We start from the raw sequence: 12,769 nt of genomic DNA, 5'->3' as shown, positions 1-12,769 counted from the left end.
AAGCAATTGCCGCGATCGGTCATGTCCATCGTCACCGACAACTGCTCGGCGCCGATCACGAGCACGTGGTGCGCGCTGCCGCCACGGATCATGTCGGTCGCCAGCGCCATGCCGTAGCCGAAGCCCGCGCACCCGACGGTGACGTCGAAGGCGGGCACGCCATTGGCGCCGAGCTCGGTCGCGACGGCGGTGGCTCCCGCCGGGGTGAGCAACAGGTGGGTGTTGGTCGCCAGGATCACCGCGTCGATGTCCGAGCCGCTGAGCAGTGCGTTCGCGATCGCCTTGCGGCCGGCTGCCACCGACATCTGCATGACGTCTTCGTCGCGCCGCGCGAAGCGTCGTGTCTTGATTCCGGTACGCGTGTAGATCCACTCGTCCGAGGAATCGATCTTCTCGCAGATCTCGTCGTTGGTGACGACGCGCTCTGGCCGGTATGCACCGATACCGAGCATGCCGATGTTGTTGATGCCGGTGGTGTCCGCGATCAGAGGCATGGGCTTCCTTCCGTTATGCGAGCCGACATAGACCGTCTCACATGAGTGGGCTACTCGGAAGTAGCCGCGATGTGAACGGTTGTCGGTGCCCGCGAGATGTTCATCGCAGCAGAGCGCGATAACGTTCCCGATCCGCCGACATCTGATGTCCGGGGTCATCGGGAGCGGGAACCCAGTCGGGCTGATCGTCGGTGAACATGGCGAGTTCGCCCGACTCGATGTCGTCCAGCAGTTCGATGAGCCAGCGCAGTTCCGCTCGTGCTTCGGCAGCCCACAGGTCGACCCCGCGCAGTGCGTGCGGTGGGACGTAGGGGTCGGTCGCGCCGGAGCCCCTGTCGAACTCCGCGACGGCTGCTTCGAGTGCGGTGAGGCGTCGACCCAGGAGGTCGACACCCGTCGCGCGGTCGAGCAGCGCGACGAGACCGAACCCGGCATGGAAGTCCCGTCGATCGAATGAGTTCACGGTGGTGATCGACCACTCCAGCAAGCGGTGCAGCTCGGCGCGCCCGGCGTCGGTCGACTCGTAGACGGCGACATCACGTGTGCCGTCGGTGAGATCGTGGCGGCGCAACAGGCCATCGGAGGTCAGCGACGCCAGGCCGTGGTAGATCGAGCCAGGCCGAATGCTCGCCCATTGGTCCACCTGCCACGACAGCAATTCGCGCCGGATCTGATAGCCGTTCACCGGCTCGAACAGCCGGACCGCTCCCAGCAGGAGCAGTCGGGTGACGGACGCGCGCATGCCTCGCAGCGTAACCATCGCCGATGCTCGCGTCTCCCGCCTCGGCCGTCGCCGTCACCGCGACTCGGGCCGACAACCCGAACGCCTTGTCATCGACCGATGACTTCTGGTCGGTCGAGTGGTCTCTTCTTCGTCGGGACCGTGAATTCCCACGCCAGGTGTCGGATTCTGGCGTTGACTTCCGACTGAGGTGTTGACATAGTCCTGAATATTCAAATTTGAACATAAGCGCAGACGGGCGCGACACCGTTGCGCGTATCGAGTGGATGGCACAGCCCGGGCCATCCGAGAAGTCGAGGGGAGAGAACATGATCCACGCACGCGGCCTCGTGCAGAAGTTCCACACGGGACGAGGCAAACAGAAGCGGGAGGTGCTCGCGGTCGACGGAGTCGACCTCGACATCGAGGAAGGCGAGGTCGTCGGGTTCTTGGGACCGAACGGTGCGGGCAAGACCACGACGCTGCGGATGTTGACCACATTGCTGCGGCCCACTGCGGGGACCGCGACGGTCAACGGCTACGACGTCGTCGCCGACTCGGTGATGGTCCGGCGCAGCATCGGGTACGTGTCGCAGGCCGGTGGGACATTCAGTCAGGCGCAGGCCGGCGACGAGGTGGTCGACCACGGCATGCTCTACGGGCTCTCGCGCGCCGAGGCGACCGAGCGTGGCAAGGCGCTGTTCGCCCAGCTGCAGCTCGACGGACTGTGGGAACGTATGCCCAAGAACATGTCCGGCGGGCAGAAACGCCGACTCGACATCGTGATGGGGCTGGTCCACGAGCCGACGCTGGTGTTCCTCGACGAACCGACAACCGGGCTGGACCCGCAGGCCCGGGCGAACCTGTGGGAACACATCCGCAAGTTGCGGTCCGAGCGTGGTGCCACGGTCTTCTTGACCACCCACTACCTCGACGAGGCCGACGAGCTCAGCGATCGGATCATCATCATCGACAACGGTCGGATCGTCGCCGCAGACACCGCCGACAACCTGAAGGCCCAGGTCTCCGGAGATCTCGTCGATCTCGAGGTCGCCGACGACGATCATGTGACGACGGCAGCCGAGAAGCTGACATCCATCGCGACCGCGGTCGAGACCGATGGTCGTCATGTGCGTGGCCGTGTCCGTCGCGCCGGCCGCGCGGTGCCGGGGCTTCTCCGCGACCTCGAATCGGTCAGCATCCCACTGGATTCCATCGAAGTCATCCGCCCGACCCTCGACGACGTCTTCCTCACCCTCACCGGTCGGTCGTTGCGAGACGCCGATTCGACCACCACATCAGACGCGCCCGACGGCGCCGAGCAGTCCGAAGGAGCCCGGTCGTGACCTTCTTCCGCGAGAGTTTCATCGTGTTCCGCAGGCAGATCCGGATGAACCTGCGCAACCCGGCGTGGGTGCTGATCGGCGTGATGCAGCCGGTGCTCTACCTGGTGCTGTTCGGGCCGCTGCTCAAGCCGCTGGTCGGGCAGTTCCCCGGTGGCGCCGACAACGCCTACACGTTCCTCGTACCGGGACTCCTGGTGCAACTGGGCATCTTCGGCGCATTCTTCGCCGGATTCAGTCTGATCGGGGAGTGGCGCGAGGGGGTCATCGAGGCCGAGCGCGTGACGCCCGCCAGCCGCACCGCACTGCTCACCGGGCGGTTGATGCGTGATGTCCTGCAGCTCTTCGTGCAGGCGGTCATCCTCGTCCTGCTGGGCTTCGCGATGGGGCTGCGCGGATCGTTCGTGGGGATCGTAGTCGGCATCCTGATCACGCTGCTCGTGGGTGGTGCGTGTGCCGCGGCCTCGAACGCATTGGCACTGACCACGAAGAGCGAAGACGTGATGGCGCCGGTGATCAACATGGTGATGATGCCGGTACTCCTGCTCAGCGGAATCCTGCTGCCGATGACACTGGGCCCGCAATGGTTGCAGAAGGTCAGCGACTTCATGCCGTTCCGGTGGATCGTCGACGCCGTGCGTGACACCTTTGCCGGCGAGATACTGACGTCCAGCGTCGCGTGGGGGCTGCTCACCGCAGTGATCCTGTCGGCACTCGGAACCTGGTGGGGCACCGCGGTGTTCCGCAAGGAGAACGCCTGACCCCTCGAACACGTTCGCGCTCACCCGGTGTCGGGTGAGCGCGAACGAGGTGGTGGTTCAGACGTCCAGGGTCAGTCCAGGTCGTCGAAGCTGGTCCGGCTGGGAGCCGGGGGTAGCGTCACGGCGTCATCCCAGGTCGTCGAAGCTGGTCCGGCTGGGAGCCGGGGGTAGCGTCACGGCGTCATCCCAGGTCGTCGAAGCTGGTCCGGCCGGGAGCCGGGGGCAGAGTCACGACGGCACCCGCGTAGCTGAGGCCGGCACCGAAACCCAGGAGCAGCGCGGTCTGCCCACCCTTGGCCTTACCGGTGGCCAGCATCTCCTCCATGGCCAGCGGGATGGAGGCGGCCGAGGTGTTGCCGGTGTTCTCGATGTCGTTGGCCATCGGGATCTCGTCGGCGAGTCCGAGGTTCTTCTTCATCAACTCGTTGATCCGCGCGTTCGCCTGGTGCGGGACGAAGACCTCGATGTCGTCGGCGGCGAGTCCGGACGTCTCCAGGACCGAGGACAGCGCCTTCGGCAGGGTGATCGCGGCCCAGCGGAACACCTTGGACCCCTCCATCGTCACGTACATCCGGCCGACGGGGTCGGTCTCGGGATCGAGGTGCTGCATCCGCTCGGCGCGGTCCATGTACTCCGGGATGTCCAGGTTCTGGCCGATGGCCTCGGCGTTCTCGCCGTCGCTGCCCCACACCGTCGGCGAGATGCCGTTCTCTTCGCTCGGGCCGACGACGACAGCGCCGGCGCCGTCGCCGAAGATGAAGGCCGTACTGCGGTCGGTCGGCTCCATCACCACTGACATGGTCTCGACGCCGACGAGCAGCACGTACTCCGCGGAGCCCGCGCGCACGGTGTCGGCGGCGATACCGAGGCCGTAGCCGAATCCGCCGCACCCAGCCGCGACGTCGTAGGCCGGGATGCCGTTGAGGCCGATGTCGTAGGCGACGATCGGGCCGCCGTGCGGGATCTTGGTCTTCCAGCTGTTGGTCGCGAGGATCAGCGCACCGATCTTCTCGGGCGGGATCCCCGAGTTGGCGATCGCGCGGCGCGCGGCCTCGGCGGCCATGGTGCGGGCGTTCTCGTCTCCGCTGATCCAGCGACGGTTGCGGATGCCGCTGCGCTCGTAGATCCACTCGTCGGAGGAGTCGAGGACGTCGCAGATCTCGTCGTTGCTGACCAATCGACGCGGACGGTATGCGCCGATGCCGAGCATCGCGACGTTCTGGTGTCCGGTCTTAGCTGCGATTCCTGCCACGATCTGTGCCCCTTCGGATGAATGTTCGCCGGTACGCGCCGTCCCCTTCGACGCGACCTGTGGAGACTCTAGACCTGCACTCCCTGATGCATGTGTGGACCGAGGGCGCGGATGGTCCTCGTCACCATGTGTGGACGGTGTTCTGTGCCGTCTCGAGTGGTCTGCTGACCAGGAGTTCGACCGCATCGCAGCCGTGCTCCACCAACAACTCGACGTCGGCCCGTGCCGACGTCGGGAACGGGCGCAGCACGAAGTCGGCAGGATCCTGCCGACCAGGCGGTCGCCCGATGCCCATCCGCACCCGGAGGAAGTCCTTGGTGCCGATGGATTGGGCGATCGACCGCAGGCCGTTGTGGCCGCCTTCACCGCCCCCGGACTTGAGGCGGACCGCCCCGAAGTCGATGTCGAGTTCGTCGTGCACGACGACGAGGTCTGCGGCCGCCACGGAGTAGAACTTCATCAGCGGGGCGACCTGCCGGCCCGACTCGTTCATATAGGTCCGGGGCTTGGCGACGAGCACCTGCTCGCCGCCGAGAACCAGCGACGCCAGCTCCGCCCCGGACTTCTTGTGGACCTTCCATCGTTCGCCGGCCGAGGCGACGAGGCCATCGGCGACCATCGCGCCGATGTTGTGCCTCGTCTTCTCGTATCGCGTACCCGGATTGCCCAGACCCACAACCAGCTTCACTGCCATGAAGAGTGGTCGACGACCTACTCGGACTCGTCCGAGGCAGCTTCCTCGGACTCGCCTTCGCCCTCGGACTCCTCGTCGGTACCCGGCGTTTCGGCTCCGGCCTCTTCGGCCTCTTCTTCGAGATCGGAGGCGGTCGGAGCCTCGTTCACGGCCACGATCAGGGTCTCCGGATCGCTCAGCAGGGTGACGCCCTCCGGCAGTTCCAGGTCGGAGGCGTGCACGGCGACGCCCGGCTCGGCGCCCTCGACCGACACGGTGACCTGCTCCGGGATCGAGAGCGCGTCGGCCTCGATCTCGACGTAGCTGGCGTCCTGGACGACCAGGGTGCCCGGTGCGGCGTCGCCCTCGACGACGACGTTGACCTCGACGGTCACCTTCTCGCCGCGGCGGATGACCAGGAGGTCGACATGCTCGATGTAGTTGCGGATCGGGTGCACGTCGACCTGCTTGGTCAGTGCGAGCTGGCTGTCGCCCTCGATCTGGAGGTCGATGACCGAGTTGGTTCCGCCGTGGCGCAGGATGGCGGCCAGCTCCAGCGCGGGCAGGAGCAGGTGGCGCGGGTCGGTGCCGTGGCCGTAGAGCACTGCGGGGACGTTGCCCTCGCGGCGTGCGCGGCGAGCTGCACCCTTGCCCTTGCCGGTGCGGACGGCGACCGTGAGCTTGGTGGTCTGAGTTGCCATTGGATCTCTCCTCGTTCGATGGCGGATCGGGGTCCCGGTCACGGCGTCTGCGCACCGTCACCGATTGATCGACGCCGGGTGTCGGATACCCGCGCGAGGAGATCGCGATGGTCGCGCCGATAACGGTGACTGGGTCACCCTCGCCGAGACAACGGGAGCCAGACTAGCCGATGGCCTGGGCCGATGTCACATCCGTCCAGGTGGGCGCCCCCTCCCGCGATCTCATTTCGTCCGCGACCTCGACTGAGGTCGCGGGAACGAGACGAGGTCGCAGGTGCGGGAGGTGCGATCGGCGGTCCCGCGGACCATCGCCACGGCCGACCCGCACGGGCATACTGACCCCATGACCTCTCAGACCCCCTCCGAGATCACCACTGCGTTCCTCGATGCGCTCGCCCGGCGTGACGTGAACGGCGCGGTCGCGCAGGTCCACGACGACATCCAGTACACAAATGTGTCGTTGCCGACCATCCGCGGCCGTCGCAAGGTGGCCAAGGTGATCAAGGGACTCGACAAACCGTCCATCGGGTTCAACTACCGCTACCTCAACATCGCCGAGGACGGCGCAACCGTCCTCACCGAGCGCATCGACGAACTCCGGTTCGGCCCGGTCGTCATCCAGTTCTGGGTGTGGGGTCGCTTCGAGATCCGTGACGCCCAGATCGTGGTCTGGCGCGACTACTTCGACTACTTCGACATGACCAAGGGGCTGCTGCGCGGTCTCGCCGCGGTCGTCGTCCCGGCTTTCCAGAAGCCCCTGCCCGCGCCCGCCTGATCGCCCGCGCCTGGCTCAGCGGATGGTGCGACGAGCCAGGCCCCCGACAGCAACTGCCGCCGATCGGAGCGACGTGCATGATGCACGCCGACCCGTTCGGCGGCAGAGGTCGTCAACCGGACGACACGGTCACGCCAGCTGGAGCTCGGGCGAATACATGTCGATCCAGTGGTACAGGTCGAGGACCCGATCCATCTGGTTGCGCTGCTCCGACGCGATCTCACTCGCAGGGGGCGTCAGCAGGTCACGGACACGTTGACGGTCGACGATGTCGAACACCGAATGGTCGCGCTCGGCGAGCACGTCGGCGACCTGCTGCTGCAGCGACTCCGTGTATTTCAGGTCCTGCGTCGACGGGTACGGGCTCTTCGTGCGGTCGATCACCGACTGCGGGAGCACGTGTTCGGTGGCTTTACGCAGGATGCTCTTCTCCCGACCGTCGAATGTCTTGAGGCCCCACGGCGTGTTGTAGACGTACTCGACCAGCCGGTGGTCACAGAACGGCACCCGCACCTCGAGTCCGACGGCCATCGACGCACGATCCTTGCGGTCCAACAGCATCCGGACGAATCGGGTCAGGTGGAGGTGACAGATGATGCGCATCTGACGCTCCTGCTCCGTCTCGCCCTCGACGGTGGGGATCGCGTTGACGGCGGTCGAGTACTGGTCGTCGATGTAACCGGGGAAGTCGAGGGTGCTGGCAAGTCCGTCGTTCAGCAGTCCGAACCGGTCCTTGGAGATCGCCGACTGGAAAGCCAGCCAGGGGAACGTCTTCGACGTCGTCGAGTCGGCATCGAAGAACCACCGGTACCCGCCGAACACCTCGTCGGCCGACTCGCCCGACAGCGCCACGGTCGACTCGCTTCGGATCGCCTTGAACAACAGGTAGAGCGAGGTGTCCATGTCGCCGAGCCCGGCCGGGATGTCCCGGGCGCCGATGACGGCACGGCGCACCGCCGGATCGGAGAGGTCGGCCGAGTCCAGGACCACGTCCCGGTGCATCGAGTTCACGTGCGCGGCAACATCTCGAACGAAGGGGGAATCGGGGGTGTCCCGCATCTCGTCCGGCCGGAATTGCGACTCCTGGTCGACGAAGTCGACCGCGTAGCTGTGGACGTTCTGCCCCTCGGAGCCGAGCTTGGCGGCCGCGAGTCCGGTCAGCGCGCTGGAATCCAGCCCGCCGGAGAGCAGCACGCACCGCGGGACGTCGGCGACCAGCTGACGCTCGACGATGTCGGTGAGCAGTTCTCGGACGTGCGCGACCGTGGTCTCCTGGTCGTCGGTGTGCCCGCGCACCGGCAACGACCAGTAGGTCCGGGTGTCGACGCCGTCGCGGCGCACGGTGACGATCGTTCCCGGTTCCACCTCGCGGATGTGCTTCCAGAGAGCCCACCCCGGCGCCTTGGTCATCGCGAACAGTTCGCGGAATCCGTCGGCATCGACCTCGCGCGGAACCCGCGGGTTGGCCAGGATCGCCTTCGGCTCCGAGCCGAACACCACACCGTCCGACGTGCGGGCGAAGTAGAAGGGCTTGATGCCCAGTCGATCCCGCACCATGATCAGCTCGTCGGTGCGGCCGTCCCAGATCGCGAAGGCGTACATGCCGTTCAGCTTGTCGACGATCGCGCTACCCCAGTGCAGGTAGCCGCGCAGGACCACCTCGGTGTCGCTCTCGGTCTCGAAGTGCTCTCCGGCGCTGCGGAGTTCGGTGCGCAATTCCTCGAAGTTGTAGGTCTCGCCGCTGTAGACGATCACCACGTCGCCGGCATCGGTGTGCACGGTGATCGGTTGATGCCCGCCTGGTAGGTCGATGATCGCCAGTCGGCGATGGCCGAGCCCTACGTGGTCGTCGAGATACGTGCCCGAATCATCAGGTCCGCGGTCGGCCATCGTGGCCGTCATCGCGTCCAGGATGTCGCGTTGTCCCCTTATGTCCGAGTCGAATCCGACCCAGCCGGTGATACCGCACATGACGCCTCCCATTTAGTTAGACAAGCTAAATAAAGCCGTAACACGGTTCTAACACGGATCGGGGAGGTGTGCCAGAACGGTGGTCGATGCCACTGTCGCTTCTTATCGGTTCTCCATCGCAAGTTCCAGTCGTTCGCACTGGCAAACAGCCCGACCGGTTATGGGCCGGCGCATCCGCGTGAGGCGACACACCGAGAACACCCACCTCGACAACGAGATGAGCCACGACGATCAGAGCTGTGAATACGTCCGAGACTTGATCGATAGCGATGTGATGCGTTCGGGCCGGACGTGCGAGGCGTGCGGAGCGCCGGTCGGTCTCGAACCGTCTTCGGCTACACCAATACAACGTGCTTTAGGCACTTGGGACGGCCGACACTCTTCACGACATCCTGGCGCGTCTGACAGTCGACGTTGTGCTCACCGATGACACTCGGGTCGCGACGGTCGGGTTTCTCGTTGCAGTCGAGTGTGCTGAGGGACGCGGCCCCGTCATCTACCTATCTGGTACTTGTCGTCGCCGGGAAAACGGATGCATGGTGAGCTCGAGCTGACGGAGTATTCCGGGGAGCCGGTGTTCGAGCTGATGTTCACCGATACGACGTACTTGTCGGTGTTGGTGACGGCCCGTTCGTCGGGTTCGGTTGTGTCATTTCCCGGCATCTCGGTGAATCCTTGCGTTAGCAGGGTATCGAGTCCGCGGTTGATCTCGTCCTTCTCGGAGGCCGTCGGGGTGCTGAGCGTCGCTTCGACGCGGACACTCCACGGAGGGCCGCTGGCCATGTATGACGGCGGCTCGGATTTGCATCCCTTGAGCCCGTTGAGTGGGCCGGTGGGGTCGTCTTCAGGGAAGGGGGTGTTGGTCGGCCAGTCGGGTAGGACGCTGTGGAGATTTGTGTTGACGGTGTGCCACGCTTGGTCTTTGGAGATGTCGGCTACGTGAAGCTCGTCGTCACCGCCGCACGCGGAAACGAGCGCGAGCGCTGCGATTGACGCTGAAAGCAGCCCAGTTGCGCGATGTTTCATCGGTTCCACAGCCTCAACGGGATGTCGGCGCCGGGAATGAGCATGCCGCCCAGAACTCGCAGTTGGAACTTTGCGTAGTCGCCTGCGGCCGCGACTGCATCGTCGGTGGGGCGGTCGTCTTCTCGGTGGACATAGGGGGTGGGGTGATCATCGTTGATGGCTTTGACCATGTTCTGAAATGCGGTGGATCGTTTGTCGTTCCAGTAGTCGCCGTGGCCGGATGGGCCTTCGACAAGTCCTCCGGGGTGTGCTGCATTGTCACGGTCGTAGTAGCCGGTGTCCAAGCGTGTGACGCCGGGAAGCACGTCGGGGTCGCCGCCGTGGGGGCTGCCGGGTATGCCTTGGACGTATTGGATGAGATCTCCTGGGGCGGTGAGGGAGAAGCGTTGCACGTTGGGGTTCGGGTTGTGCCATGGGCCGTCGAATACTCCGGTGCCGGCCGAGGATGCATAGATGACTTTGTCTGCGCGCAGACCCAGTTGTTCGGCGGAGCCGACGACAGATCCGCCGTAGGAGTGTCCGATGAAAGTGGTTTGTGCGCCGGGGGCGTGCTCGGCTAGTTCGATGTCGAGTTCCTTGCCGAAGCCGACTAGGCGTGGTGCCATATCGCGGGCGAAGTCGGGATCGACTGCGGAGCCGTCGAGAGATGCTGCGAAGCCGGTGACGGTGGCCGTGTTGACTCCACCCAGAAAGTTGGGCCAGCCTTCGTAGCCCATCTTCTGGGGGAGGTCGCCGTCCATGTACACGAACACGGGTCCTCGTGTCTCGTGTGCGAGGTCCCAGGCGGCGTTGTAGTTGACGCCGCTGCCGTTGAGGTTGGACCCGGTGCCGGGGACGTAGACGGTTGCGTTACGGGTGCCGGGTCCGTAGTTGCCGATCATCTCGATGAATCGACCGTTCTTGGTGTTCTCGAATGAGATGAACTGTCGCTCGACCATGTGGTCGTCGGGGCTGTCTTTGCCGAAGTCGTTGTCGCGGTCTCCGGCGACGCGTGGGTCGTTCTTCTGTTTGAGCATTGCTTCGAGCATCTGTGCGCGTGGGCTGTTGCCGTTGCCTGCTTGGCGTTCGTCGGCCAGTGCGTTGCGGATGCTGATTTCGTTGGCGTTTGCGCGTACCGGGAACGGGACTCCGTTGAGGTTGCCCATGGTGTGTGGATCGGCTTGCACGAGGCGGCGTACGTCGTCGTCGGTCATCTTCGCGAGGAAGTTGCGTACCTGTGTCGGGTGCATGGTCTTGAGTCGGTCGACTACGTCGTCGGGGTCGGCTTTGGTCCCGTCGGGCAAGGTCACGTCGGGTTGGCCGTTGACCATGGCGGCGAGATCGCCCTTGAGGTTGGCGATGCGTGTTCCGTAGTCCTGGTCGAACTGTCCGATGACGTTCAGGCCGTTCTTGATGCTGGCTTGCAGCGTTTTTGCAGTGTCGGCTTTGTCGTCGTCGGGGTGTGTGACGTCGCCGGTGTCGGAGACGGTGAAGCCGCCAGCTATGGCGCCGTCGACTTCGCGGAGAACGAACTCTCGCGAGTGCGTGAGGTCCTGTGCGGCGTCTTTGGCTTCATCGGCGATCTGGTTGAGGACGTTGCGGACTTCATCGGCGTGGTCGCGTTCCTGGTTGACTTTGGTGCCCGCGGCATCGTGGGTCTGCCCGTGCCAGTCCTCAGCTGAGTCCATAGCGCGTACGACGGCATCGAGGGCGCCGTCGAGTGTGCTTGCCGCAGTTTGTGCTGCGTCCCCCGCAGCGGTGATGGTGTGGGGGTTCCATCCTCGTAGCGTTGAGATGGTTGGTGGCATCAGCGGCTCGGTAGGTTGCGGAACTTCGTCGCTGAGGTTTGATCGTCTTGCTCGACCTGGCCTTTGAACTTCTGGAGGTTCGCGCCCATCGTCGTCAGACGTGAACCAATCGATCGCACCGTGGGCTGAGCTGCGGCCGGCGTAGCGCGGAGTTCGTCCATGACCTTGCTCGACGAGCCGATCACACTGGACATCGCCGCCAGGCTAATAGCGGTGACGTCACGCCCCTGTGCGCTCCATGTGTTAGCGGTTGCGGTGATCTGTTCACCGTCGATGCCGAACTTTGTCGGCGCCGGCGGTCGTGGTCCCGGTGGCATTCTGCCTCCCCTCAAAGCGACATGGTCAAAGATTCCTACGAACCGTTGGTTTGACGCAACTGAGCCCTCGCGGGTTCGGACTATTTAGTTCAAACGGATGAACCCTGGCGGAGCAGCGATGTCGGCAACTCCGGTCGGAGCTAGATCGCTAGATGCCTCGTATCTGCGAAAGGGCACGCGTGTTTCACAATGGGGAGCTGTCCCTGGGACTGGCAGCCTGCGAGCTTGTTGCGTAGTGCGCTCTGGTTCGCGACAGCGCGGGCACCGCGGTCGCTTCGCCGACGGTCTGCCGGAGAGTACCGGCGACTCAGTGTCTCAGGTATGCGACGACGCCCATGACGCCGGCCGAGGTTGGTGATGTTCGCGAGCCCCAGTTTGTCGAAGATCGAGTTCAGTTGTCGGATGACAAGGTGGCGGGACTGGTGGCAGATAGCTGAGGCAAGTCCCAGTGCGCCCGGCCGGCGCGAGACGAGCAGGGCCCGTCACGTATCAGTGTTGATATACAGCGGTTCCGGAGAGCCAGGTGAGGAGGAACCGACCCGCTGGGTCGGCAGCGCGCTCGACGACGTGCGCGACTTACCGGCCGAGGCGCAGGACGATCTTGGTTGCTTGAGAATCCGAGCGACTTCGCATCGATCGGCAAGACGGTGACGGCCTTCCCGGTCATCAACTCGATCCGATCCGACTACGAGGCTCGCTTGGGGATCATCACCAGCGCCGATCTACCGCTGCGTCCGTTCGCCCGGCGTTTCCCAGCGCTGAGGCCGCGATTGGAAGCCGCATATGAGAATTTCTGTCCGAGCTGGCGAGACGCTGTGGCTTCCAATCGCAGGTCGAACCGGACGGCGTTGGAAGAATGCGTTGAGAACCGACACCACTGTCGCTTCTCATCGCAAACTTCCGATTCTCTATCGGAAGTTCATTCTCCCGCAGTCTGGCAGTCCCTCT

12 protein-coding genes and 1 pseudogene are annotated in these 12,769 nt (G+C 64.8%); 4 read left to right on the top strand and 9 right to left on the bottom strand.

The window, feature by feature from the left end:
* Positions 1 to 494 (bottom strand): thiolase family protein (locus GS4_RS12135; protein WP_007620898.1); only part of this gene is annotated, 494 nt, incomplete at its 3' end.
* Between the two features lie 100 nt (positions 495 to 594).
* Entirely contained in the window at positions 595 to 1,236 is a 642-nt protein-coding gene (locus GS4_RS12130; RefSeq protein ID WP_007620897.1) for a PadR family transcriptional regulator, read from the bottom strand.
* Between the two features lie 308 nt (positions 1,237 to 1,544).
* Between GS4_RS12130 and GS4_RS12125 the strand changes: the two genes are divergently transcribed.
* Positions 1,545 to 2,561 (top strand): daunorubicin resistance protein DrrA family ABC transporter ATP-binding protein, encoded by a 1,017-nt coding sequence (locus tag GS4_RS12125; RefSeq protein WP_007620896.1) that lies wholly within the window; start codon positions 1,545 to 1,547, stop codon positions 2,559 to 2,561.
* A complete protein-coding gene (locus GS4_RS12120) occupies positions 2,558 to 3,319 on the top strand; it encodes an ABC transporter permease (RefSeq protein ID WP_007620895.1) in 762 nt (253 codons plus the stop codon). Before GS4_RS12125 ends, GS4_RS12120 begins: the two co-directional genes overlap by 4 nt.
* A 181-nt stretch (positions 3,320 to 3,500) precedes the next feature.
* Here the strand turns inward: GS4_RS12120 and GS4_RS12115 are convergent, their stop codons facing one another.
* The 3 genes from GS4_RS12115 to GS4_RS12105 form a co-directional block, all read right to left on the bottom strand.
* Complete coding sequence (locus GS4_RS12115) at positions 3,501 to 4,571, bottom strand: beta-ketoacyl-ACP synthase 3 (RefSeq protein ID WP_007620894.1); 1,071 nt, start codon at positions 4,569 to 4,571, stop codon at positions 3,501 to 3,503.
* Between the two features lie 121 nt (positions 4,572 to 4,692).
* Positions 4,693 to 5,259, bottom strand: a complete 567-nt coding sequence (pth, locus tag GS4_RS12110) for an aminoacyl-tRNA hydrolase (protein ID WP_040510337.1) — start codon at positions 5,257 to 5,259, stop codon at positions 4,693 to 4,695.
* 23 nt (positions 5,260 to 5,282) lie between these two features.
* A complete protein-coding gene (locus tag GS4_RS12105) occupies positions 5,283 to 5,945 on the bottom strand; it encodes a 50S ribosomal protein L25/general stress protein Ctc (RefSeq protein WP_007620892.1) in 663 nt (220 codons plus the stop codon).
* A gap of 343 nt (positions 5,946 to 6,288) precedes the next feature.
* On the opposite strand from GS4_RS12105, the gene GS4_RS12100 reads away from it, so the two are divergent.
* Entirely contained in the window at positions 6,289 to 6,720 is a 432-nt protein-coding gene (locus tag GS4_RS12100; protein WP_040510371.1) for a limonene-1,2-epoxide hydrolase family protein, read from the top strand.
* A 129-nt stretch (positions 6,721 to 6,849) separates the two neighbouring features.
* Here the strand turns inward: GS4_RS12100 and asnB are convergent, their stop codons facing one another.
* The 4 genes from asnB to GS4_RS25600 all read right to left on the bottom strand — a co-directional run bounded on the left by asnB (position 6,850) and on the right by GS4_RS25600 (position 11,821).
* The gene (gene asnB / locus GS4_RS12095; RefSeq protein ID WP_007620889.1) at positions 6,850 to 8,691 is read right to left on the bottom strand and encodes an asparagine synthase (glutamine-hydrolyzing); all 1,842 of its coding nucleotides are present in this window, start codon (positions 8,689 to 8,691) and stop codon (positions 6,850 to 6,852) included.
* A gap of 492 nt (positions 8,692 to 9,183) precedes the next feature.
* Positions 9,184 to 9,717 (bottom strand): hypothetical protein, encoded by a 534-nt coding sequence (locus tag GS4_RS25605; protein ID WP_007620887.1) that lies wholly within the window; start codon positions 9,715 to 9,717, stop codon positions 9,184 to 9,186.
* Entirely contained in the window at positions 9,714 to 11,504 is a 1,791-nt protein-coding gene (locus tag GS4_RS12085; protein ID WP_007620886.1) for an alpha/beta hydrolase, read from the bottom strand. The genes GS4_RS25605 and GS4_RS12085 overlap by 4 nt, the downstream gene beginning before the upstream one ends.
* Positions 11,504 to 11,821, bottom strand: a complete 318-nt coding sequence (locus tag GS4_RS25600) for a hypothetical protein (RefSeq protein WP_007620884.1) — start codon at positions 11,819 to 11,821, stop codon at positions 11,504 to 11,506. The genes GS4_RS12085 and GS4_RS25600 overlap by 1 nt, the downstream gene beginning before the upstream one ends.
* A 608-nt stretch (positions 11,822 to 12,429) precedes the next feature.
* On the opposite strand from GS4_RS25600, the pseudogene GS4_RS26200 reads away from it, so the two are divergent.
* A pseudogene (locus GS4_RS26200) lies at positions 12,430 to 12,573 on the top strand (dihydrodipicolinate reductase); the annotation flags it as partial.
* Positions 12,574 to 12,769: the final 196 nt, after the last annotated feature.

It is taken from the genome of Gordonia soli NBRC 108243 (assembly GCF_000334455.1).
Classification (GTDB): domain Bacteria; phylum Actinomycetota; class Actinomycetes; order Mycobacteriales; family Mycobacteriaceae; genus Gordonia; species Gordonia soli.
Note: the sequence above shows the minus strand (reverse complement) of the source record. Positions and strands in the feature narration are given on the sequence as shown.

Bases quoted from the DNA above. Each gene is read 5' to 3' on its own strand.
- asnB (WP_007620889.1), bottom strand. From the start codon at position 8,691: ATGTGCGGTATCACCGGCTGGGTCGGATTCGACTCGGACATAAGGGGA.
- GS4_RS12100 (WP_040510371.1), top strand. From the start codon at position 6,289: ATGACCTCTCAGACCCCCTCCGAGATCACCACTGCGTTCCTCGATGCG.
- GS4_RS25600 (WP_007620884.1), bottom strand. From the start codon at position 11,821: ATGCCACCGGGACCACGACCGCCGGCGCCGACAAAGTTCGGCATCGAC.
- GS4_RS12105 (WP_007620892.1), bottom strand. From the start codon at position 5,945: ATGGCAACTCAGACCACCAAGCTCACGGTCGCCGTCCGCACCGGCAAG.
- GS4_RS12125 (WP_007620896.1), top strand. From the start codon at position 1,545: ATGATCCACGCACGCGGCCTCGTGCAGAAGTTCCACACGGGACGAGGC.
- GS4_RS12085 (WP_007620886.1), bottom strand. From the start codon at position 11,504: ATGCCACCAACCATCTCAACGCTACGAGGATGGAACCCCCACACCATC.
- GS4_RS12130 (WP_007620897.1), bottom strand. From the start codon at position 1,236: ATGCGCGCGTCCGTCACCCGACTGCTCCTGCTGGGAGCGGTCCGGCTG.
- GS4_RS25605 (WP_007620887.1), bottom strand. From the start codon at position 9,717: ATGAAACATCGCGCAACTGGGCTGCTTTCAGCGTCAATCGCAGCGCTC.